Annotated in this window: 15 protein-coding genes; 7 read left to right on the top strand and 8 right to left on the bottom strand. The window is 44.0% G+C overall.

Annotated elements, in window-relative coordinates; all coding sequences use genetic code 11:
• Positions 1-127: 127 nt before the first annotated feature.
• Entirely contained in the window at positions 128-2,668 is a 2,541-nt protein-coding gene (locus tag JJQ94_RS02045; protein WP_099030673.1) for a glycoside hydrolase family 3 protein, read from the bottom strand.
• Positions 2,669-2,671: 3 nt separating this feature from the next.
• Entirely contained in the window at positions 2,672-3,922 is a 1,251-nt protein-coding gene (locus JJQ94_RS02040; RefSeq protein ID WP_099030672.1) for a sugar MFS transporter, read from the bottom strand.
• Positions 3,923-4,107: 185 nt separating this feature from the next.
• Between JJQ94_RS02040 and JJQ94_RS02035 the strand changes: the two genes are divergently transcribed.
• From JJQ94_RS02035 to ltaE, 5 genes are all read left to right on the top strand, one after another.
• Positions 4,108-5,451 (top strand): GH1 family beta-glucosidase, encoded by a 1,344-nt coding sequence (locus JJQ94_RS02035; protein ID WP_099030671.1) that lies wholly within the window; start codon positions 4,108-4,110, stop codon positions 5,449-5,451.
• A 69-nt stretch (positions 5,452-5,520) separates the two neighbouring features.
• Positions 5,521-6,528: a LacI family DNA-binding transcriptional regulator gene (locus JJQ94_RS02030; protein ID WP_099030670.1), complete on the top strand. Its 1,008-nt coding sequence runs from the start codon at positions 5,521-5,523 to the stop codon at positions 6,526-6,528.
• A 6-nt stretch (positions 6,529-6,534) separates the two neighbouring features.
• Positions 6,535-8,121 carry a sugar porter family MFS transporter gene (locus JJQ94_RS02025; RefSeq protein WP_099030669.1) on the top strand — a complete coding sequence of 529 codons (1,587 nt, stop codon included), beginning with the start codon at positions 6,535-6,537 and terminating at the stop codon, positions 8,119-8,121.
• 114 nt (positions 8,122-8,235) lie between these two features.
• Positions 8,236-9,984, top strand: a complete 1,749-nt coding sequence (locus tag JJQ94_RS02020; RefSeq protein WP_099030668.1) for a hemopexin repeat-containing protein — start codon at positions 8,236-8,238, stop codon at positions 9,982-9,984.
• A gap of 120 nt (positions 9,985-10,104) precedes the next feature.
• Positions 10,105-11,118, top strand: a complete 1,014-nt coding sequence (ltaE, locus tag JJQ94_RS02015) for a low-specificity L-threonine aldolase (RefSeq protein WP_099030667.1) — start codon at positions 10,105-10,107, stop codon at positions 11,116-11,118.
• A gap of 364 nt (positions 11,119-11,482) precedes the next feature.
• Here the strand turns inward: ltaE and JJQ94_RS02010 are convergent, their stop codons facing one another.
• The 3 genes from JJQ94_RS02010 to JJQ94_RS02000 form a co-directional block, all read right to left on the bottom strand.
• Entirely contained in the window at positions 11,483-13,645 is a 2,163-nt protein-coding gene (locus tag JJQ94_RS02010) for a TonB-dependent siderophore receptor (RefSeq protein ID WP_099030666.1), read from the bottom strand.
• A 116-nt stretch (positions 13,646-13,761) separates the two neighbouring features.
• Positions 13,762-13,923, bottom strand: a complete 162-nt coding sequence (locus JJQ94_RS02005) for a DUF2256 domain-containing protein (protein ID WP_099030665.1) — start codon at positions 13,921-13,923, stop codon at positions 13,762-13,764.
• Between the two features lie 268 nt (positions 13,924-14,191).
• Complete coding sequence (locus JJQ94_RS02000) at positions 14,192-16,459, bottom strand: aminotransferase class V-fold PLP-dependent enzyme (protein WP_099030664.1); 2,268 nt, start codon at positions 16,457-16,459, stop codon at positions 14,192-14,194.
• 255 nt (positions 16,460-16,714) lie between these two features.
• On the opposite strand from JJQ94_RS02000, the gene JJQ94_RS01995 reads away from it, so the two are divergent.
• Complete coding sequence (locus tag JJQ94_RS01995) at positions 16,715-17,617, top strand: sulfite exporter TauE/SafE family protein (protein ID WP_099030698.1); 903 nt, start codon at positions 16,715-16,717, stop codon at positions 17,615-17,617.
• A gap of 269 nt (positions 17,618-17,886) precedes the next feature.
• Positions 17,887-20,298: a TonB-dependent receptor gene (locus tag JJQ94_RS01990; protein WP_099030663.1), complete on the top strand. Its 2,412-nt coding sequence runs from the start codon at positions 17,887-17,889 to the stop codon at positions 20,296-20,298.
• A gap of 105 nt (positions 20,299-20,403) precedes the next feature.
• On the opposite strand, the gene JJQ94_RS01985 is transcribed toward JJQ94_RS01990, so the two are convergent.
• From JJQ94_RS01985 to JJQ94_RS01975, 3 genes are all read right to left on the bottom strand, one after another.
• Entirely contained in the window at positions 20,404-21,279 is an 876-nt protein-coding gene (locus JJQ94_RS01985; RefSeq protein ID WP_099030662.1) for an AraC family transcriptional regulator, read from the bottom strand.
• A 121-nt stretch (positions 21,280-21,400) separates the two neighbouring features.
• Positions 21,401-22,603 (bottom strand): response regulator, encoded by a 1,203-nt coding sequence (locus JJQ94_RS01980; protein WP_099030661.1) that lies wholly within the window; start codon positions 22,601-22,603, stop codon positions 21,401-21,403.
• Positions 22,604-22,649: 46 nt separating this feature from the next.
• A complete protein-coding gene (locus tag JJQ94_RS01975; RefSeq protein ID WP_099030660.1) occupies positions 22,650-23,855 on the bottom strand; it encodes an EAL domain-containing response regulator in 1,206 nt (401 codons plus the stop codon).
• Positions 23,856-23,882 lie beyond the last annotated feature (27 nt).

Genomic DNA, 23,882 nt, shown 5'->3' with positions numbered 1-23,882 from the left:
TAAACGAGCGCATCAGACAATTGGCTTATCTTAGATCTCTTAAATTCTAGTCCACATTAAAGTTGGTTCATTAGACACTAAAAAAACGATGTGAACACAGCTTGGTGCCCACATTGTGTTAAGGGGACTAATTGCAGCTTAGTGTTGGTGATGCTTCTGAAGAGATCTGTATCTCAGACAGCGTTACCTCTAGTATTCCAGCGGTTGAAAGCTCGAAAGGGACAACGGTTTTAGTGAAGTCCATGCCTTGGGTTGTAAAGCAATTGAGGTCAATGCTTAGTGATTGCCACTTGGCTAAAGGCATCGCTTGAAGTTGCTTAGCAATATCGACTTTTGCGGTGCACGAGCCGTTTGCATCCGCTTCGCCTTCACAGCTCATCGCTACCCAAACCGGTTTATCTGGCGCAGCATCAACTTGAACTTTAAATCTAAGGGCGCTGTCGGTCGGAATGCTTGGGCTTATGTCTTCCCTAAAGTAGCTTTCACTGGCGAGTCTAAAGCCGCTGCTTCGACTACCATCAAAAAGTAGCTGAATGGCGTCTTCTTGTACTTCTCTGTCAGTTGTACGATAGCTTATACCACCAAGCATATGGGTGTTGGCGTTTATCATTTGGTTTTGGGCACTGCTGAATAAGTGGCCTTGCCAAGGTTTATTGATTGACCTTACGAGTAAGTCTACGCCGCTGGCAAGATTTGCCTGAGCTTGTATTTGCTCTGGTAAATTATCTGCTAGTACATTTTGCTCTGCATAACTTAAGCCAAAACCATAAGGTAAAAGCGGGTCGTAATTTTCATCTTGGTAATTGACGATTTGTGTCGGCGTTTTTGGCCAAGAGTAACTAAGCTTGCCAGTAAAATCATACTTAACTTGGCCGTTTTTGTCGGCCAGTAATACGTCGCTGATTCCAATTCCTTCAGACCCCGGTAACCATGCCGCCACAAATGCATCTGAAGCGTTGAGTTCAGGGTTTACCCACATTGGGCGACCACTGATGAACACCGCCACCGTAGGAATTCCTGCTTGTTTAAAGCGTTTGAGTAATGCAAGATCGGATTTATCAGACGGCTTGTATTCAAGTGTTGCTCTATCACCGTGGCCCTCTGCATAGGGATCTTCGCCAAATACCACAATGGCAACGTCAGGCTTATCTTCAAAATCACCGCTAGTACTTAATGTGACGGTGCCACCAGCCGCTTCTGCTTGCTGTTTTATACCATCATAAATAGAGGTACCACCCGGGAAGTCGGCATTGGTGTTGTTGGTACCTTGCCAAGTAATGCTCCATCCGCCCGATTGTTTGCCGATGTTGTCGGCACCATCGCCGGCTAACAAAATATGTTGGTTTGGTTTAAGTGGTAATAGCTGATCTTTGTTTTTGAGTAAAACCAGTGACTCACGTACGGCTTGGCGCGCAACTTTACGGTGCGACTCTGCGCCAATGATTTCTGAGTTGCCAGCCAATGGACGATTCGCAGGACTTGGTTTTTCAAAAAGTCCCGCACGGAGTTTAACTCTTAAAATACGACTTACTGCATCATCAATGCGAGACTGCGCGATAGCACCGCTTTTTGCTTGCGCTAGAGTATTGTTGTACAAGGCTTTCCAGTCGTTAGGGGCCATGACAATATCAATGCCGGCATTAATGGCCTCTGCGCAGCTGTCGTTCGTACAGCCTTTTATTTGGCCGTGACCATTCCAATCGCTCACCACAAAACCATCAAAATTCATTCGCTCTTTGAGCACTTGGGTAAGCAAATAATGACTGCCATGCACTTTTTCGCCATGCCAACTGTTAAACGATGCCATCACCGATTGTGCTCCGGCTTCAAGTCCGCCTACGTAGCCTTGAGCGTGAAGTGCAATTAATGCTTTTTCAGAGGCGATGTTGTCGCCTTGGTCGTCACCATCAACTGTGCCACCATCGCCGACAAAATGTTTTACCGTGCTGATCACGCGATTCTTACCAAGAAAGTCCGCTTTAGGGTCGCCCTGTAAGCCTTTAACAATGGCTCTGGAATACGCTTTTACGATGTCGGGATGCTCAGAGTACCCTTCATAGGTGCGTCCCCAGCGATCATCACGTACCACTGCGACCGTAGGGGCAAAGATCCAATCAATCCCGGTGGCTAACACTTCTTTTGCGGTAATGTGGGCGATTTTCTCGATGAGATCTGGGTTATTTGCCGCGCCAAGGCCAATGTTATGTGGAAATAGCGTAGCGCCAATGACGTTATTGTGGCCATGAACCGCATCCGTTCCCCACATGGTAGGAATAGTGCTACCATCTAGGCTATCGTCAATCGATGCCTGATAAAGCGCTTCGGCAAGTTTGACCCAATCTGCAGGCGTTGCATGTTTGTTATTGTAAGGAAATGCACCGCCGCCATTGAGATATGAGCCGAATCCGTATTCTCGCATTTCTGCGACGGTAATATTTCGAATCTCAGGCTGGATCATCTGCGCAATTTTTTGCTCCAGGGTCATCTTAGCGAGTATCGACCGAATTCTTTCTTCTAGATTGTTATCGGTTTGGATAGCAGGAGTCAGCGCTGGCCAGTTTTCCACTTGGCGAGCTGCATCAACACTGGTTTTATTTGGGCTTTCGCTACATCCGGTTAAGGTTGCGATAGCCATTGCAAGACTTAGCATGGTTATTTTCGTTTTCATGTCTTAATTACTCTTGAAACGCTGTGGAGTTGCGCCTTTTAATCCAAAGTAGGCGATGTAGATATAGCATAAAGCAGGCAGTAAGAATGACAGCTGTAGATTAATTCCGTCTGCTAGCATCCCTTGAAATAGCGGGATAACTGCACCGCCGACAATGGCAAGACAGAGAATACCAGAGCCTTGTGCCGTTTGTTTTCCAAGCCCATTTAACGATAAGCTAAAGATAGTCGGGAACATGACGGAGTTACAAAGCCCGACCGCCAAAATGCTCCAAAGGGCGAGCTGACCGCTGCTAAATACTGCGATAAGTACTAATGCAAATGCACAGGCTGCATTAAAGGCAAGCACGGTTCGACCCGATATTTTCTGCATGACTAACGCGCCAATAAAGCGTCCGACCATGGCACCACCCCAATAATATGCGATGAGCTTTGCGGCTTGGGCTTCGGTCATATTGCCAATGTCCGGTTGATGTAAGAAGCTAACGAGCGTTGAGCCAATCGCCACTTCAGCTCCAACATAAACGAAAATACCGATTGCACCAAGCACCAAATGTTTATGCTGCCATGCCTTGATGTCACCTGTGGTGACTTCCTCAGTAGTACTACTTAGCTGGGGAAGTTTGATAAAGGCAAAGATCAAAGCCAATGACGCGAGCATGGCTGCCAACATCAAGTAAGGCAGTTGGGTTGCGCTGGCATTGCCCACCTCAACTGTGCTTCCCTCACTGAAGATGAGCATGGCGCCAAAAAATGGGGCGACAGTCGTACCGAGAGAGTTAAAGGCTTGGGTCATGGTGAGTCGTGCAGGGGCAGTTTCGGGAGAGCCTAGTACACTGACAAAAGGGTTAGCAGCAACTTGTAGCACTGTGATCCCTGCTGCTAGTACAAATAGCGCGAATAAAAACACGCCGTAGATACCACTTTCAGCCGCTGGGTAAAAAAGCACACAACCAACACCTGCGGTAAGTAATCCAGTTACAATGCCTTTTTGGTAGCCGATTTTTCCAACCAATTTGCCAGCTGGCACCGAAACAACAAAATAGGCGCTAAAAAAGCAAAATTGGATCAGCATCGCTTGAGTGTAATTAAGCTCAAACGCGCCTTTGAGGTACGGAATTAAAATATCATTCAAACAAGTGATGAAACCCCACATAAAAAATAGTGAGGTGAGGGCCCCCAAAGCAAATCGGTACTGACCGGTATGGCCCGTGGTGATTGCTGCTGAAACCTGCGGTTGAGACGGTACGCTCACGACAAACTCCTAGTTGATTTTTTTTGGTAAAGCGCTTACATTTATAGAAATGAAAGCGCTTACATTTTTAATGATGATTGCAGAAAGCGAACACGAATTCAAATAAAAAATGTTTTTGCCTTGCACTGTGACTAACACAACACGCCCGTACCTCGGCGTGAACACATAACTTGGAACGATTAACCATGAATAAAATTATCCTGCCAACACACTCGGCCATGTTGAAGGCAGACTATATTTTCGGCGTTGCGACTTCGTCATTTCAAATCGAAGGCGAGAGGCGTGGGCGTTGTGAGTCAATTTGGGATAGGTTTTGTGAACATGATGGCGCGATAAAGGATAAAAGTAACGGTGATATTGCCTGCGAGCATATATCCAGGTGGCAGCAAGATGTTGAACTCATAAATAGTTTAGGGGTTGATGCCTATCGCCTTTCTATTTCTTGGCCAAGAGTAATAAGCGATGATGGCACGGTTAACGATGTTGGCCTTTCATTTTACCAACAATTGGTCGATGCGTTGGTTGCTAAAGGCTTAAAAGTGTTTGTCACGCTATATCATTGGGACTTGCCGCAAGCACTTGAGGATAAGGGCGGATGGCTGAATCGAGAAACGGCTGTGGCTTTTGCACGATATACCGAGGTGGTATGTAAAGCGCTTGGCGATAAAGTGTATGCCTACACCACGCTAAATGAACCATTTTGTAGTGCACATTTAGGGTATGAACTAGGTATTCATGCACCGGGTCTGCGCTCTCAAGCGGCGGGACGACAAGCAGCTCATCATCTGCTTCTTGCTCACGGCTTAGCGATGCAAGTGTTAAGAGCGTATTGCCCAAATAGCCTTCATGGAGTCGTGTTGAATTTTGCCAATGCGGATCCTGTGTCTACAGCGCTTTGTGATGTGGAAGCGGCAAAAATCGCGGATGATTACTGTAATCACTGGTATATCAAGCCTATTCTTGAAGGACAGTACCCAGATTTACTTGCCCAGCTCCCCAAGGACGTACAACCAGATATGCTAGCCGGAGATTTAGAGATTATAGCTGCCCCCATTGATTATCTTGGCGTGAACTATTACACCCGAAATATTTATCAATCTGATGGTAATGGATGGTATGAACAAGTTGAGCCTAGTGCCGAAACGCTCACTACAATGGGCTGGGAAGTCGTGCCAGACTCATTTTGTGCATTGCTTCGGGAGTTACATGCTGAGTACCAGTTGCCACCACTTTATATCACAGAAAATGGTGCGGCCTTTGACGACAAAATGGAAAATGGCGAAGTATTAGACGCGCAAAGGCTGGCTTACTTCCAATCTCATCTGCTCGCGGTTAATCAAGCTATGGAGCTGGGCGTTGATATTCGTGGCTACTTTGCATGGAGTTTAATGGATAATTTCGAATGGGCAGAGGGGTATACGCAACGCTTTGGCATTGTGCACGTTGATTATCATACTCAGCAAAGAACCTTAAAGGCGAGTGCAAAAGCCTACCAAACGATGCTGCTTGAGCGTAAATCAAGTGTCTAAAACTATGCGCATTTTGAGCCAAAATTGGTATAGTGCGCAGATACAACTGATGGAATAAAAGTAATAGGTATGGCAACGATTTACGAAGTCTCAAAAGCTGCAGGCGTATCATTAGCCACGGTGTCACGGGTGATGAATGGCAATGCAAAGGTGAGTGACAAAACCAAAGAGAAGGTGCTCGCGGCAATGTCAGAGTTAGGTTATAAACCTAACGCCATCGCGCAATCTTTGGCTTCTAACCGCAGTAACAGTGTGGGGCTTATGGTATCTGAGCTACACGGTTCTTTCTTTGGTGACATGATGAGCACCATAGAGAGTACGCTGAGAACGGCGGGTAAACATGCCATTATTGCTGCGGGCCACAGTGATGAAGAAAAAGAGCAACAAGCCATCGAATTTTTATTGGATAGGCGCTGCGATGCCTTAATTGTGCATGCAGAAGCAGTCAGTGATGACTATCTCATTGAGCTTGCGGGACGAGATGTAGAACTGGTGCTGGTGAACCGCCACATTCCAGAGTTGGCAGAGCGCTGTTTTTATACTGACAACGAATTGGGTGGATACTTAGCGACTGAGGCGCTATTGCAGCGCGGACACCGAGATATCGCGTATATCAGTGGACCGTTATTTAAGCTTGACGCCAAAGCGCGTTTGGCTGGTCATCAAAAAGCCTTAGCTGAATACAATGTGTCATTTGATCCTAAGCTCTCATTTGAAGGCGGCTATCATGAAATCGACGGCATCGCGGGATTTAATCATTTAATGCAAACAGGGCAACGTTTTAGTGCCTTGGTTTGCGCAAACGATGAGATGGCATCAGGTGCGATGACTGCGGCCAGAGAAGCTGGACTCGATGTCCCATCAGCGCTTTCCGTTGTTGGCTTTGACGATGTGTTATTTACCAAATATCTTTATCCAAAACTCACCACCATAGATAACCCTATTCGTAAAATGGGCAATGCGGCCGCGCGTTGGGTACTTAAGCATGTGTATAAAGAGAAGCACCAACCCGATGTTGAAAATCTCTACCCACCAACCTTAATCTTGCGCGATTCTATCGCCGTAAAAGCAGAGTAATGAGCGATGACCAGCCTGTCGATATCCAATGCATTGAAGTACACCTTAATTGTATCGTTAGGCGGGTTTATTTTTGGCTTTGATGCGTCGGTGATTTCGGGCGCAATTGGCTTTATCAGCGAGGCCTTTAAGCTCACCCCATGGCAGCAAGGGATAGTCGTGAGTGCGCCTACCTTAGGAGGGTTGGTCGCAACACTTATTGCAGGGCCGGTGGCTGATGCCATTGGCCGTAAGCAAACATTGCTGATGACCGCGTGTTTGTATTTTGTCTCCGCGATTGGCTCGGCTTTCGCAACTTCGTTTGAAGCATTGGTGATTGCGCGTTTTATTGGCGGTATGGCATTTTGTTCCTTGATGGTGGCGCCTATGTATATTGCTGAGATCAGCTTAGCGGATCAGCGAGGGCGCTTGGTGTCGGTTAACCAGCTCAATATCGTCGTTGGCCTATTTATCTCCTATTTCACGAATTATTTCTTACTTCAGCTCAGCCATAGCGATGCAATGTGGGTGTCTGGTTGGCAAATAGATAGCCAAACATGGCGTTGGATGCTTGGTATTGAGGCGCTGCCAGCACTGGCGTGGATTTTGTTGTTACTGTTATTGCCGCGAAGCCCTCGGTGGTTATTGATGAAGGATCAGCAGCAAGAGGCTAAACGCACATTAACGCGATTATTTGGTAGCAACAATGCACAACAGCAACTTGATGCTATTCAAGCCGCGTTACCTAAACTGCAACTGAGTAGTTTGTCGCTTGCGCGCAAAATGGGCAGTTTGTTTAGTAAGCGACTTCGTGTACCTTTGCTGGTAGGCGTTGTGCTTGCCATCGCGCAGCAAGTCACCGGGATCAATGTGGTGTTTTTTTATGCCCCGACCATTTTTGAGCAAAGCGGTATTGGTACCGATGCTGCATTTATGCAAGCGATTTGGATTGGTCTTATCAATGTGGTTTTTACCATCGTTGCGCTACTGACCATAGATAAACTTGGACGACGGCCATTGTTACTCATTGGGTTAACTGGCATTTGCTTTAGTATGGCGCTGTGTAGCTGGGGCTTTAAACAAGCAACTTATCAGCTAAATACAGCGCATATTGCTGAAATTAAGACTGAAGTAGCCGATTTTCCTGCGCATGCATTAGCACCAATATTAGGCCAAACTTTCACCTCCGATGTTGCATTTAATGACGCAATAAAGCAGCGTTTAACTGCAGATGAGTACCGGCAATACAAGTCGGTGATTTTCGCACACGGCATTAATATGCCTGCAAAACTGGTTCTGCTTGGGATTTCCCTTTTTGTTGCGTCGTTCGCGATGTCGCTGGGGCCCGTCATGTGGGTAATGTTTTCGGAGATATTTCCAAATGCAATTCGAGCCGTTGCGATTTCCGTTGTCGGTGTGATTAATAATGCCGCCAGCTTTACTGTACAACTAGTGTTTCCGTGGGAGCTTGAATATTTAGGTGCAAGCACCACCTTTTTATTGTACAGCCTGTTTTCATTGCTTTCGTTTGCGCTGGTATTTTTGTTTGTGGAAGAAACCAAAGGTAAGAGCTTGGAGCAGCTAAGCGAGGCTTTGGAAGCGAAACCTGGTTAGCAAAACCCCGCGATAAAATATTTTCCATGTAATTTTTTTGTAAACGATCTTTCATGTTTGGGATTTATTATCTTCCTTGGACTAGTCCAGAAAATCACATTTAAAGGAAAGATAATGAAATTACCCGTGCTTAGCAGTGCATTATTTGCACTTTCATTTACCGCAAGTGTTGATGCACTTGAAAACAAAGTATTGCTCATTGGTATCGATGGCCTGCAATACGAAAAAATTGGTGCCAATAATACGCCGAACTTTGATCGCCTATATCTAACTCAAGCCTACACTGGCGGGATCGCAAAAACACAAACACAGCAAAAAACCAAAAGTGGCCCAGGTTGGGCGACAATTTTAACTGGGGTTTGGGTGAATAAGCATCAAGTGCCGAGCAACGACTCAGGCCTAGCAAACAAAGCCTATCCCAGTCTTTATCGTTACATCGCTGAACATGATGCTAACGCCGATATCTCAAGTTTTAGTACTTGGGGACCCATTCATACGCAATTCTTCAGTGACGATGTTGCCTTGATGGACAGGAGATCGGAGGGAGGCAGCGATGATGATAATTTAAATAAAGCGCTGGCTACATTAAATAACGGCTCACCAGATTTTGTCTTTTTACATTTAGATGAACCGGACGCTGTGGGCCACAGCTTATGCTTTGGTTCTGCCTACAATAAATCGGTAGAAGATGCAGACAAGCGACTGGGTAAACTGCTCGACGCGGTTGAAGCAAGAGAGCAAAACGGTGAGAACTGGTTGGTGATGGTCACGACCGATCATGGCCGTACACCGGTTGTTGGCTGTCATCACGGTGAGCAAACCGAGCCTGAGAAAACCATATTTATTGCCACTAACAAAGTGTTGAATAAAGAATTTAGCTCCAAAGATGTTAATCCTGCTAATACCGACTTCTCTGGTTTATATGGCTATCCAGCACAAACAGCGATTGTACCGACTATTTTATCTTACATGGGCATTGAAACAAATGTGCAAGCGGGTTTTGAAAGCACGCCGATGTACGGTGACTTAGGAATTCGTAAACTCAATTATGCCAATAAACTATTTACGTGGCTAAATGGTGCGAATGCGCAAACGCGTGTTTATCGAAATAACCAATTGATTGAAACATTGCCTGCTGGTGTTGCCCAGTGGCAAGACCCTCAGCCCGTATCTGGCATCAATAACTATAGCTTTGAGCAACAGGGTGTGTATGTTGGCTATCGAGTTACCGAGCTGAAACTCAGTGCGGCGCATCAGTGGCATAATACTAAAAGCTACTTTTTCTCTGAAGATGCGCGCTACTGGCGTTACGATACCGTGCTAGATAAAACGGATGATGGTTATCCGGTATCGGTAACCAATGGCAACTGGCCGGGACTTGGCGATTATGCAGAACAAATTCGTGCGAGTTTTTATAAAGACAGTGATACGGTGTACTACTTCCTATCGGATGGTCAATACCTGAGCTATGACGTACAGAGCGATAAGGTACGAGCAGGTTACCCTAAAACAATTGATAACAATACTTGGCCGGGACTTGCTGCCTACGCAAATAAAATAACAGCAACCCTTCGTTGGACGTCCGATAAGGTGTATTTCTTCCTAAATGATGGTCAATACTTACGCTATGACTTGGGAGATGACCGAGTGGACAGTGGGTATCCCAAAGCTATCAACGATAATACTTGGCCGGGACTTGGTGCCTATGCGACAAAGATAAGTGCAGCATTAAAGTGGAACGACACGCGTGCTTATTTCTTCTTAACTGACGGTCGCTATCTAAGATATAGCATTACTTTTGACAAAGTGGATGCGGGTTATCCTAAAGCCATTGATAACGGTACTTGGCCCGGGTTGCAGTAACCCGTGCAAAAGTAACGGATCTTGAAGGGAGTGAACAACTCCCTTTTTCATCTTGTTTTATACTTCAATGCGCGTTTTTCAGTTATGCTGTGTGCTCCTCTTTTGACAAGGATAATATTGATGGATTTTAGATCTGATACGGTTACGCAACCGACCCCCGCCATGAAACAAAGCATGTTTGACGCGCCGCTTGGTGACGATGTTTATGGTGATGATCCAACAGTAAATGCACTTGAACAGTTTGCGGCTGAGCGTCATGGTTTTGAGGCTGCGCTGTTTACCAGCTCAGGCACGCAAGCAAACCTGCTTGCACTGATGAGCCATTGTGAAAGAGGGGATGAATATCTTTGTGGCCAACAGGCGCATAATTATAAATTTGAGGCGGGTGGCGCGGCTGTACTTGGCTCTATTCAGCCGCAACCATTGGAAAACGAGGCCGATGGCAGTATTTGCTTAGAAAGGATTAAGCAAGCGATTAAACCTGATGATTTTCATTTTGCGAAAACTAAGCTGCTTAGTTTAGAAAACACCATTGGTGGCAAGGTATTAAGTCTAGAATATATCGCGCAAGCCAGGGCGCTGTGTGATGAGCGTGGCTTAAAGCTTCATCTTGACGGTGCAAGAGTCTACAACGCTGCAGTCGCGTTAAAGGTTGATATCACAGAAATCGTAAAGCATTTTGATTCATTTACTATTTGCTTATCTAAAGGGCTTGGCGCGCCGATTGGCTCTTTACTGCTTGGTGATAAAGCATTGATAGAAAAGGCGAGAAGGCTTAGAAAAATGCTTGGTGGCGGTATGCGTCAGGCGGGCATGCTCGCGGCGGCTGGTCTTTATGCTTTGCAACATAATGTAGAGCGCCTAGAGGAAGATCATCAAAACGCGCAATATTTAGCTGAAAAACTTGAGCAACTGCCTGGGTTTAAGCCATGCAAGCACTTAGTACAGACAAATATTATCTTCGCTGAAGTGGAAGCCAGCATTGATCTTTTTGCGATAGCAAAGCGGTTAAAGGCAAAGGGGATTAATATCACTCCAGGATATCAGGGCATGCGATTTGTGACGCATTTAGGCATAACTAGAGAGGATATAAATACTCTAATTTTTGAGCTAGATACACTACTCAAACGCTAGTTTGATAGCCAATTCTTGAACTCACGTCATTTATTCGCCAGTAAATTGGAGGTTGAGCTCGGTGATAGTGATGAAAGTAAAGTTATCAGCACTTTAATACTTATCACAGGCCCAAGTTTAGGAATTAACCTGAGTTTAGGGTAGCTCATACCTCTTTAGTCGCCTGTTTTACGCTACCTACATTGAATTAACCTTGTCTACATTTATGTAAATCTTCATCCATGTAGACAAGGCAAAAGTGTTGCTATTTTTCGGCTGCTAAAGATCGTTTATTTTGAGGATGGACTTAACTTGTATACACATATGGAGGAGTTCAGGGGGAAAGGCGGTCAAAAATGAACCGCCTGACAAAATGCGAAGACAATTAGAACTTATACTTTACGTTGGCGCTGATGGTTCTGCGCTGTCCGTAGAAGCAGTCTCCACGGAACAAACAGCTGGTAATAACCGTTTTATCGCTGACATTATCGACTTGTAAACTGAATTGATATTGTTCAATGTCATAGCCAATCATCATATCAATAAGCGTAAAGTTGTCGGTCACTAATTGCTGATGTAGTGTTTGGCCGTTTAGTTCAACTGTACGACTGCCATCGTAGGTTTCTCCCACATGTCTGATACCGGCACCAAATTTAAGCCCAGGAAGCCATTCGTCGGCGCGGTACGTTGCCCAAATTGAAGCTAAGTGCTTAGGTGTTGCTGAAAGTTGTGCATCATCTGTGATTAACGTGACCAAGTCCTGTGCTTCATAGAGTTCTGTGGACGATAGCGGAGAAATATCTTGTTCCGTATCTAAATAAGAATATGCCGCATAAATATCAAGGTGCTGCCACTCAAGCTGGGCTTCAAGCTCGAATCCTTTTACTGCAATTTCACCGTCTTGTACTTCAAACTCAGGGGAAATCTTTCGTATTTGATTTTTGTCTTTAATTTCAAATATAGAAGCAGTGATAAGGTGTTCAGTACCCGTTGGCTGATATTTCAAACCAAGTTCAACTTGTTCACCCTCAAGCGGTTTATATGCACCACCTTGTGGTTTTTGTCCAAATACGGCTTTAAATGATTCTGAATAGCTAGCATAGGGTGCTATGCCATTTTCAAATTGGTAAAGCACACCGATCCTACCTGTTGTGGCATTCTGACTATTTTTGATTGCACCTGTTGTTTGCACTTGATTTGAAACGTCATCATAGCGAAGTGCCGCATTGAGTACCCAGCTGTTTACTTCCGCAGTAACTTGCGCATAAGCACCAAGCTGCTTGTTGTTTAGCGTATTTTCGGGGTTATCGACAACCGCTGTTGGTAACTCAGTGCTTTGTCCATAAACAGGGTTATATAAGTCTAGTGGTGCAGCAACGCCGCGGCCACGATCAGAATCAGTATCCGCATTTTGGTAATCAACACCCGAAACCATAGTGAGTTTCACCGTATCTAGTTCCAAATATTTATGGAATTGAAGATCCATCGTCACACTACGTGCACTTGAATCGGTGAGGCTGGCGATACGCTTAACAGTGCGTTTGTCGGCTTCAAATTTTGGTGGCCAAGAATAAATGGTACGGTACTCGGATGAACTATCGCTGTAGCGACCGGAGAATTTAATATGCGTGTCTAAATCAAAGCTGTGCTCAACGATAGCGGTGATCGCTTGTTGCTCAGTGTCATATTTATCCCAGCCTGGCTCGCTGACGAAACGCTCACTGGGAATTTGGCCATATTTTGCAGGCAAAATAGTGCCTTCATGCGGGAAGAATTGCGTTGAAGAGCCTGACTCATTTCTCTGAAGGTTAGCAAGTAAGGTAATTTTAGTGTCATCTGAAGCAAGCCAGCTAAAGCTTGGTGCAAGCATCAGGGTGTTGTCATCAACATAATCGGTTTGCGTGCCGCTGTCTCGATACATGGCAACAGCACGTGCTTGATACGCTTGCTGCTCACCAAACGTAGTGTTGTAATCAAGAGCGAGCTGCTTGCGGTCGTAGTTGCCCACTTGTGCCCAGATCTCACCTTCGGTGTCTGCTTTTGGTAATTTTGATACTGCGTTGACGATACCACCTGTAGACCCTTGGCCGTATAGTACAGACGAAGGGCCCTTTAAGATCTCAACGCTTTCAAGTGCATAAGGGTTAGTACGGGTATTGTTGTAATTGCCGAACAATTTTTGCAGGCCGTCAACATAGAGTAGGGGGTCGACGCCACGAATTTTAGACCAGTCGCCTCGAGTATCAACACCATATGGTCCATTATAAACACCCGCAACATACCCAATCGCATCTTGCAGCGTTTCGGCACCTAAATCAGAAATACGTTGGGCGGTTAATACTGAAACCGAAACAGGCGTTTTGACGATAGGTACTGCTGTTTTTGACGCGGTAGCACTAACGTATGAAATCAGACCTCTTGGGCTAACTTCTATGATTTCAATGTCATCTTTATCTTGCTTGGTTTGTTCCTGTGCAATCGCAGAGCAAGACAACGCCAATGCAACACTGGCAATTAAGGTTGGATATTTGTATTTAAATGAGCGCATGATTAATCCCTATGATCTAAGTTTGCGCAAATGATATTGTAGATGAGAGTGATTATCAATATTATTGTTCTGTAATTTGCAAATATTACAAAGCTTTATTCTAGTTACAACATTCACTAAGTATTGTTGTGCCTTATACTTGAGCGGCGCTCAGAAGCACAGCGCTTTGAGCAGTACTTAACGTTATCCCAGTCTCTTTGCCATTTTTTCCGCCAATAAAAGGGACGTTCGCAAATAGGGCATACTTTATAAGGTAGGTTTGTTTTCTTATAAGCCATTTAAGGTTGATACCAATTAGTCTTAATACTTGCTCAATTTGAAGGAGCAAATCTGACGCTAACTGCGGTAAAAATTTATCATTTAGAACAACTAAATAGCAAAATTTTCGCCTTGTTATCGACAAGATTTTCTCGCCTCAAAATAGATCACTTAATTAAGCTAATTGGTATTAGTCATTTTTAGTATTCGTACGGTAGTGATGAAAAGTGAGATCAAAAAAGCCCCATAGCAAGCGCTGTAGGGGCTTTAGAAAGGAAATAGGGCAGGTTATGCTGATGGGATGAGTGCATATCCTCCTTTTAAATGTCCGATATTATGAAAGCCAAGCCTCGCCAACGCTTGTGCGGCAACTTGTGAACGGCTGCCGCTGCGACACACCAACACCAATTCTTTCGACTTGTCTTGACTATGTTTGCAAATAAAGTCAGTAAGGCGGGTGAGGGGCACATTTTGATCAAATGCTCTGTCGTGGTTTAGGGCATATTCATGCGGTTCACGTATATCAATTAACAGCACACCTTCGTTGTTAGCGATGTGAGCATTGAGCTCTTTTGTGGTGTACTCGTGCAGTTCAAATTGGTTTTTATTACAAACCGTTGCGCCACACATGATCTCACTGCCAGCCTCATCAACAATGTTTTTGTCTATTAGTGCCTTTTTCTCGACAAATATATCAACTGCAACGTCATGTTGAAGTACACTATTTAATAGCAAATTGCGATTACACTCTGCCGCTAGGGTGGTTGCAAACTCATTGTTGTAGTCGTGGCTTGGACATAACAAAGTATCGGTTTCGATAAGTTGAGCAAGTAGCTGGATACTGTGTAGCATCGCTTTTGATGAGCTGGTGGAGAAGTTGGTTCTACCTAGTGCTCCCATCAGGATTAGATCACCACAAAAAACGTACCTAATGGTGTACTCACCTTGTCGTTGCTCCAATAGCATAAAGGTGACGCTATCTTCCGTATGTCCTGGGGTGGCTAGTTTTGCAAGACGGTAGTGACCAATAGCTAGCGCTTCAAGTGACTGGCCTTTAAATTCAATGTGTGTAGCTTGAGTTGGCCAGCCTAAATGATCGCATGTTTGCTTTGGTAAATTCAGTGCGGTTCTACTCGACTCGTGATCGGCGTGCCCATGAGTATCAAGCGCGGCGAGCAGTGTTAGCTGCTGGCATTCCAATATCGTATTAAGACGTTCTACCAACTCAGGAAGCGGATCGATAATAATCGCCGTTTTTGATTGCTTATCTGCAAACAGCCAACAGCATGCACCACCCACTTTGAATTGTACTAGACCGTCAAGCGCTTCTTTATTATTAACGCCATTCGCCGCTTGCATGAGACAGCTGTGACCGAGTGCCTGAGCACAATGGAGAATGCGCTCACACGCCGCGTCTATTTCAGTTTGGGTTGTGGCAGGACCAAAAGACAGTCGAATAGCCGATTCGCTTTGCCATGCAGGAAGTCCCATGGCATCTAGCACAAAACTGCGCGTTACCTTTGAACTGCACGCTGAGCCCGAGCTGACACGGATGTTTGCTGCGTCGAACAAATCCATGATTTCTTTTGAGCTAAATCCCGGAATTGCAAAGTTTAGTGTAGTTGGAACGCTATTACTGAATTGATTATTAAATACAATTGTCGGGAACGCATCTTTGAGCGTTTGCGCCAGCTGATTTCGAAAATCGTGTAGTTTATCTACGCTTGCAAATTGGCTGTCATTTTCTTTTAGCAGTTCGTCAAAAATCACATTCAGTGCGGCAAGGCCAGGCAAATTTTCTGTCCCCGAGCGTAAACCGCTCTCTTGACCGCCTCCTGCAATAAATGGCGTAAACGGCGCGGTTTCTCTAATATAAACAAAACCGATGCCTTTTGGTGCATAGAGCTTATGGCCGCTAAAAGGTGCGTAGTCAATTGTTGTTCTCGCTAGGTTTAAGCTGCGTTTGCCCAGGGCTTGCACACAGTCAACCATCCAAAAAATATCTGAATTATGCTTTCTTATTACTTCTTCTAATTTGTTCAGGTCTTGATATACACCGGTTTCATTATTAACAGCCATAGTACAAATCATTAGCGCATTAGGCACTTCATTTGCGATAAACGCTAAATCCAGATTACCTGCACCATCAACCGGAATGGCTTTGACATCAGCATTAATTTCTAAAATTTGATTCCAATGTTTGAGTGATTCTGGTACCGCTTTGTGTTCAGTTGCCCCGTAAAGTAGTGTATATTTTGTGTTTGGCTGTATCTTCTTTTTTGCTTCACAAAGGGCTGATAGTATGCCGGTTTGGATGCCCTCGGTTGCACCACTGGTGAAGATCACTCGACCATGACCAGAACCTAAAACAGCACGTGCTTTTTGGCGAGTGTGCTCCATCAGTTGCTTCGCTTGAAGGCCTGTAATATGGCTGCTGCTGGGGTTGCCAAACATGGTTTTCATGGTAACCAATGCTGCGTCTGCTGCTTGCTCTAATACAGGGGTTGTTGCATTAGCATCTAGATATATTTGAGGTAACACCGTTTCTACTGTCATGACTGAGCCTTTAGGTATAAGCAAATTACCGATATAACAAAAAGTAATAAGTAATTATTTATAGTTATAATAAGGGAGATAGGCGTACGTTTCAACTATTGAGGATGTGTTTCTTGCAGACTAGATAGAGTGATGTTTAATGTAAAATTAATTTGAAAAAAATGTATTCATCATGTTTAATTGCGTTCGCTCAAAGGCAAGGCGGGCAAGGTAACTGTAATGGTAAGGAAAGGCTCTTAGAGTAATGGATGAATGATGTTGCAACGAATAACAAAACCGACAATGTGGCCGTTATTTTTTACACTGGGTGTGTACGCTACGTTGATCTGGGTACAAGGCTTTTATCAGGCGCTTGGCCAAATTATCAGTGAATCCCATATTGCGCTTACCATGGCGTTGGGATCGTTTGTGGCAGGTGGAACGGCATTAGGTGGTGGCGCCGTTGCATTTCCTGTGATGACTAAATTATTGGACATAGATCCCGCTACTGCCAAGGTATTTTCTCTCGCGATACAAAGCTTTGGTATGACAGCGGCGACCATTACTATTTTCTGTCGCCGTATTCCAGTATATAAAAACGTTATTTTAATGGCGTTGCCAATGGCTGCGCTTGGTGTAACGCTCAGCCTATTATATATCGCGCCTCTGGCACCAAGGCTGCTCGTTAAGTCTATTTTTAGTTTCTTGCTGCTCTGCTTTGCGCTAACGCTGATGTTGAGATGGTGGCGTAAGGCACATCATCAACCTAGCAGTGAGTATATCCAACCTAAAATGCTACGCTTTATGGTCGTAGCATTAATCGGAGGTATAGCGAGTGGATTAGTAGGGTCGGGTGCAGATATTGCGCTCTTTGCCTTGTTGGTGATTGCTTATAATGCAGATGTGAAAAAGGCGACGGCAACCTCTGTCGTGGTGATGACGTTTACCTCATTGATTGGAAGTAGCATCAATGCATGGCACCTCAATACGATCACCAGTGAAATAAATAGCTATTTGCTAGCGGCAATACCGATTGTGGTCGTTGGTGCCCCATTAGGCGCTTATGTTTGTTCAAAAGTAAAAGTAGGGCATCTGGTCAGTTTTCTTTTAGTCTTGATTGGGCTTGAAGTGAGCTTTACCTGTTATGAGTTATATCCGACGCTGCTAGGATTGTTTTAATCTAATGCGGTTTACAAAATTGGGTAAGCCGCGAAGCGAGGAAATAACGAAGTTAGATTATTCTTGCTTAATAAAAATATCCATCCGTTACACTTTATTATCATCTTTGCGTGTATTGCAAAAAACATTACAAATTTAAAATGTAAATGATAGTTGTTATCATTACTATTGTTTTGCTAAACTTCGCCCCCTCTCTGATAAATTATTTTCTGAAATAGGTATCCGTGGCTATTTCAGAAAGATCCAATTGCGTAGTTTGGAGTTAAAAAATGCAATACACTCGCTCTTCTGTTCTTTCCGCCTCATGCGTTGCGGTTAAGTTGGCTTTACTAGGTGCAAGCACAACGGCATTCGCTTCTGAAGACATAGAAAAAATCAGTGTCTATGGCAAACATAATAAAATTATTTTGCAATCTGGAACTGCAACTAAGTCTAATATGGATCTTATGCAGACCCCCGCAGCGGTTGTTGTTGTTGACAAAGAGCTACTAGATTCGCAAAGTGCAGCGACTTTACAAGAAGCACTACGCAACGTAAGTGGTTTATCTCAGGCAGGTAATAACTACGGCATTGGTGATTCACTAATGGTTCGTGGTCTAGGCGTAAACTATACCTATGATGGTATGTATGGTGGTGCTGACTTAGGAAACAGCTTTAACCCAACACGCTCCTTAACCAACATCGAAAGTATTGAAGTGTTAAAAGGTCCTGCTACCGGCCTTTATGGTATTGGTGCAGCAGGTGGTGTAGTCAACTTAGTCGAGAAAAAGCCACAATTTGAACAAGCGCTTGCAATTAACGGTAAAGTGGGCGCATGGAATACTTATGGCTTGGGCGTTGATTTTACAGATGCAATTACTGACCAGCTTGCCTACCGTCTTGTCGCAAACCATGAGCGTAGCGACGGCTATCGAGATCTAGAATCAAATAGAGACGAAATCTATGCAAGCTTACGTTTCGACCCAAGCAGCGAGCACTCATTTTTACTTTCAACGGCTTATATTGATGACTCACAACAAGTAGATTCAATCGGCGACCCTGTACGCATTATTAACTGGGATAGCATTACAGGGCAACCAGGACAGGTTACAGCTGAACGCTTGCCAAATGACCCGCAATATGATGCCGAGAAAGGTAAATGGTTAGGTGTACAACTGAATGATGAACAGCGCGCGCAACTTGCCGAGTCAATCCGTATTGGTGATGGCTTAAAGCCTTTCAATCTTGGCGATGGGAATCTTATTTCTCCTTTATCTCGTCCTAATGAAGGTGAAGAGTTACGGATAAAGCTTCGTCACGATTGGTACTTAAATCGCAGCTCAAAGCTAACCCAGCAGATATTATGGCGCAGTTACGATTCGGATTTTGTTCGCCAAACAGGTGCTTATAATTATGTTTATTGGGAGCGCAATGGTGTGATAAATGCAAACCCAAGAGCCCCGCTTGTGATTGATGATGTGCTATATCCTTATGCGGCTCGCCGTCAAGAGTATCGCCGTCAAGTTGCCAGCGAAAAAACTTGGCAGTACTTTGCTGATTTACAGTTAACTTGGGATATGGGTTCTTTGAGCGGTGAGCACTTAGTTAGCGTTAACTATGAAAATCGTGATATGCGCTTAAAAAGTTGGTCTGCATATGATGCCGATGGTAAAGGTTCAATTCCATTTATCTTAGATATTCGCGAGCCAAACTGGCCGACAGGCGAGTTCGAGGATTATAACCCATCGCTACGTAGTAACTACGATAAAACGCTTACGGCGTATGGTATTAGTGCACAAGAAGTGGTGTATATCACCGATGCGCTAACTGCTCGTGCTGGTCTTGCATATACTAGCGTTGAACAAAAATATCAGCATTTAGGCACTGACCGTTCACCTGAAGAGAGTGAAGAGTTGGACACGGATGATGCTGGTATGACGTATAATATTGGCTTGAATTATCAAGTGACTCCTCAGCTTTCTGCTTTTGTAAATATGGCAAAAGGTCGTACTGCCTACAGTGTGCTTGGTAGTCTAGAAAATGAAGCTGATGCGAACCGTAAAAATAGGCCTGACTCGGAATCTGAAACGTTAGATATTGGTTTGCGTTTTACTGCCTTTGACGAAGATTTATTGGGTTCATTAGTGTGGTTTGAAACAAAACGCACAAACCTAATGTATAACAATCCTGAGTATAATGAGCAGCCAGGTGACGACTACAATGTCAGTGTTCCGCGCTATTTCTTCGATGATGAAGATGAGTCAAAAGGTGTAGAGCTTGACTTAAATTTAGCACTGAACGATCAAATCAGTGTCAATATGAACGCAACCTATCAAGATGCTGTTGAGATCCGTTCGAGTGAGCGCTCAGGTCAAATGAAAGGGGTACCTAAGAAGTTTGCTAGCACTTGGGTGAAGTATACTCAACCAGTGGATTGGTTTGGTGGTGCGTTGGAGTACAGTCTTGGTATTAACTATGAGAGTGAACGAACAATTAACTCTGTTTCTTTCGGTCTGCCTACGGCAACCATTGATGGTTATACCCGCTGGGATGCGGCAATTAAGTTCGATGCTGAACAGTTCGACATTCAGCTAAACCTAGAAAACCTAACCGACGAGCGCTATTACAGTAAAGCATTGTTCTTAGGTGGTACGCCTGGCAATGAGCGCAATGCTAAGTTGAGCTTTAACTATAGGTTCTAATTGTTTCACAAAGAAAAAGGAGGGAAGTCCCTCCTTTTTCTTTCTAAGCAGTCGATACTTAGTCACGTTTAGATTAGTTAACCCCTGAACAGGATAAAAAATCAGTTATTTAATGTAACAAGTGATACGAGTGAGAAGCTCGTGTGGTGGTGTATCTCTGACATCATTTAAGTATTCTTCGATGACAGGTACATCGGCAGGCTCAAACTCGCTATTGGGTAACCATTGTCCAAACAGATACTCGTAAGGTGTTTCAAGAGAAGCATAGTCACCTTGATAGAGTAAATTAGCTGTTTTGCCTTTTGGGATGGTGAATTCACAAAACCCCTCTGGGAGAGATGCCGTTGTCTTTGGCACTAAAATTGTCGCTATTGATTTCAGTTTGCTTTCCTCGACGGTTTTTGGGTCGTCAAAATACACACCAAAGAAACGTGTATCTGCATCTAATAAGCCTTGTTGCTGCGCCAGTAAGTTTAACTTTTCAAACGCTTGACCGATTTGCATGTAATCGCCATGGTGCTCAAGTCCGATTAACATCATTTGCTCATTACTGCCTAATTCTACATTAAACATATTCGAATCCTCATCTACCTTAATGATATAAAACTCGGCCGCACAGCCTTTTGCCTTGGCCTGTTCATGTTGGCGAAATAGGCTAGGTGGTTGCTTATATCGTTGAGAAAATGCGCGGCTAAACGCTTCAATACTTGCATAGCCGGTCTGCTCAGCCACCTTTCCAATGGAGTCTTGGGTACGAATTAACATACCTGCGGCAACATGTAGTCGCATTCTTCTCACGGTTGCATTGATGGTTTCCCCAGCGATTGAGCGATAAACACGGTGAAAGTGATAAGTCGACATATGGCATTGATCAGCAAGCGTGATCACATCAAGTTCGCGATTAATATTGTTATAGATGTAATCAATAACAATATTTAAGCGAGTAGTGTAATGGCTCAAGGTCGTTGCTTTTCTAGTCATCGTTCACTTCATTGTTGGTTTATGCGGCCAATTACAACTCCGTAACTAACGTTGGAGCTGATATGGCTTATCATGGCAGAACTCGATTTGATAATGTTTGCTGATTTGTACTTTACGCAACTTATTGGTTTTCCGTAAGTGCTTTTGCCACAGCTTTTAAAATAGATGATTTGGTAGAGGGTTTGGTGATGTACCCAGTGAGCCCCAAAGATGCCCACTTTCTGATTATATCTTTGTTTTTATTGCTGGTTAGCGCAATGATAGGAAGTTTTTTGCAGTGCGGAATGTTGCGAATATTTTTGGTTGCATTGTAACCATCAAGCTCGGGCATAAATAAATCCATAAACACCATAGAAAATCTGTGCTTTCGCAGCTTTTTAATTGCGTTCAACCCACTGGTGACACTTTCTACTTTATATCCCTCATCACGTAGGATCTTGGCTATCATCTCTCGATAAATTTCGTTGTCTTCCACCACCATTATTTTTACTTCTTCTTGCTTGGCTTCAACCGCTTTTGGTTCGCTGACATCAACCTCACCCGTATCACCTACTGGCAAAACATTTTGAGCTAATTGCGCACACTTTGAATTGTCCTTTTCAGCGAGTAAAGCTGTGAACTCTGCTATGGAGAACTGTTTGTCTTTTAATCTTCTTGTTAATTCATGAACACTTTCGGCAAGCTGGTGTTCGAGCTCATCCAAAAGTGGCGATAAGTGTTTTTCTTTTAACTCGTTTAACAAATCATCTTGAACTTTATTAATCCCTTTTTCATTGTCTAGATTACGTCTTACTGTTTGTAGTGTCTCATCCGCTTTTTGATGGTACAAGGCTGCATCATCAATCAATTGCTTTAGCTTGTCGTCTATGCGACCGAAATGCTCTTCTCGGATTTTGGCAACTTCAGAAGTACCCTCTGTGCGAACCAAGGCATTATGTAGGATCATTCGAAAGCGGTAGTTCTCATACATAGGTTTGTAGACAAAGTAATCGGTAAAAATACCTTTCATACAACACCGAAAGGCCACGCCAGATTCTTTATTTTCACACAGTAAAATATTTTCATGAGCATAGTTAAGTAAGCCGTGCTTGGCGAGCAAGCTATAAATTTCGACACTTTTTGCGACTGTCTTTCGAGCAATAACGATGACATCTGGTGGAGACTCTGTTAGCACTTCTGCAACTTCTTTATGACTAGTGAGAGTACGGTATTCATTGACTTGAGAAGCGACAATATCGACAACGCCAGTCATTTCAGCTGGATCGTCGCAAACAATAATCACTTTTGGATGTCGTTGTGCGTGTTCAACGTCTTTTTTATGCATAGATCCCCTCTGACTATGGGAGTACAACAAAGCCCATTAATTTTAATTATTTACTAGAATGAGACTTTTGCAATGCGGATCCTGAGACAGTTTGCAAAAACTCCGATGGCGTACAAGGTGGGTAGTAATAGTAGCCTTGAACCGATTCTACTTCGTAACTCTGTACAACGAGGAGGTCCTCAACCTCTTCGACACCCTCAGCGACGACCTCTAGTCCAAGTTGGTGAGCCATCTCACAGGTGCTCGCGATAATGATGCGTTTGTTTGGTTGCGTTGAACAGCCATCAACAAAGCATCTATCGATTTTGAGTTCATCAAACGGCAACTCGTTAAGTTGCTTAATAGAAGAATACCCTGTACCAAAGTCGTCAATAGACAGCTTAAAGCCTTTGAGTTTTAAACGCAGCAACACATCAAGCGCTCGCTTGATGTTATCTAACAAGTGACTTTCAGTTAACTCTAAAGTGATTTGAGAGGTGGGTGTACAATACTCTTCGCAAATGGACTCGAGTTTTTCTGGGAGTTTTATGTCTTCTAGCTCTTTCACGCTCAAATTAATACTGAATTGAAGCGCTTTAAGAATATCTCGATTATAGCTAAGCAAGGACAAGGTTTGTTTCAACAGGCTATAGGATAGCAGGTGAATTAATTCGTTCTCTTCCATTGTCGCGATAAACTGTGAAGGAGGTACTGTGCCATCGGTACTATGATGCCACCTAGCGAGCACCTCAGCGCCAATAATTGCACCGGATGGACTTGCGACTTTTGGTTGGAAATAAGCACAAAACTCTTCTCGCAATAACCCCTCATAGATCTCATCTTTACTATAGTTTTGTAGTGCGTGTTGGGACTTAGTGGATGTATTTTGAGACTGGAGCTGACTGTAAAGTTCTTTTAGTTTGGTTGCAGAGAGTGGCTTTTCTAAACTAGATATAATGGTGAGGCCATGAAGCTCAGCCAGTGCTGCGGTATTTTTGATGAATAGGCCTTTTTCGCCACTTAGTAATGCGATAGGTGCTTGGATGCTTAGTTCGGCAAATTTCCGCAATATCTCTACACCATCCATTTGCGGCATGTTGATATCAAGCAAAATAAGGGAAGCTTGATGGAGCTCTTGACTTTCTAATGCAGACAGGCCGCTGTTAAACCCTTTAAAGGTGCATGGTGTCTGGTTAGAAATCAACAATTGCAATTGCGTAAGAATAAGCTCGCTATCATCAATCGCAATAATAAGGTGCTTTTCATTTATCATACATACTAGACCTGAATTTTTAGCACG

The sequence above is a fragment of the Pseudoalteromonas sp. GCY genome (genome assembly GCF_016695175.1).
Classification (GTDB): Bacteria; Pseudomonadota; Gammaproteobacteria; order Enterobacterales; family Alteromonadaceae; genus Pseudoalteromonas.
Note: the sequence above shows the minus strand (reverse complement) of the source record. Positions and strands in the feature narration are given on the sequence as shown.

Bases quoted from the DNA above. Each gene is read 5' to 3' on its own strand.
- JJQ94_RS02045 (WP_099030673.1), bottom strand. From the start codon at position 2,668: ATGAAAACGAAAATAACCATGCTAAGTCTTGCAATGGCTATCGCAACC.
- JJQ94_RS02035 (WP_099030671.1), top strand. From the start codon at position 4,108: ATGAATAAAATTATCCTGCCAACACACTCGGCCATGTTGAAGGCAGAC.
- JJQ94_RS02030 (WP_099030670.1), top strand. From the start codon at position 5,521: ATGGCAACGATTTACGAAGTCTCAAAAGCTGCAGGCGTATCATTAGCC.
- JJQ94_RS02025 (WP_099030669.1), top strand. From the start codon at position 6,535: ATGACCAGCCTGTCGATATCCAATGCATTGAAGTACACCTTAATTGTA.
- JJQ94_RS02020 (WP_099030668.1), top strand. From the start codon at position 8,236: ATGAAATTACCCGTGCTTAGCAGTGCATTATTTGCACTTTCATTTACC.
- ltaE (WP_099030667.1), top strand. From the start codon at position 10,105: ATGGATTTTAGATCTGATACGGTTACGCAACCGACCCCCGCCATGAAA.
- JJQ94_RS02010 (WP_099030666.1), bottom strand. From the start codon at position 13,645: ATGCGCTCATTTAAATACAAATATCCAACCTTAATTGCCAGTGTTGCA.
- JJQ94_RS02005 (WP_099030665.1), bottom strand. From the start codon at position 13,923: ATGGCTTATAAGAAAACAAACCTACCTTATAAAGTATGCCCTATTTGC.
- JJQ94_RS02000 (WP_099030664.1), bottom strand. From the start codon at position 16,459: ATGACAGTAGAAACGGTGTTACCTCAAATATATCTAGATGCTAATGCA.
- JJQ94_RS01995 (WP_099030698.1), top strand. From the start codon at position 16,715: ATGTTGCAACGAATAACAAAACCGACAATGTGGCCGTTATTTTTTACA.
- JJQ94_RS01990 (WP_099030663.1), top strand. From the start codon at position 17,887: ATGCAATACACTCGCTCTTCTGTTCTTTCCGCCTCATGCGTTGCGGTT.
- JJQ94_RS01985 (WP_099030662.1), bottom strand. From the start codon at position 21,279: ATGACTAGAAAAGCAACGACCTTGAGCCATTACACTACTCGCTTAAAT.
- JJQ94_RS01980 (WP_099030661.1), bottom strand. From the start codon at position 22,603: ATGCATAAAAAAGACGTTGAACACGCACAACGACATCCAAAAGTGATT.
- JJQ94_RS01975 (WP_099030660.1), bottom strand. From the start codon at position 23,855: ATGATAAATGAAAAGCACCTTATTATTGCGATTGATGATAGCGAGCTT.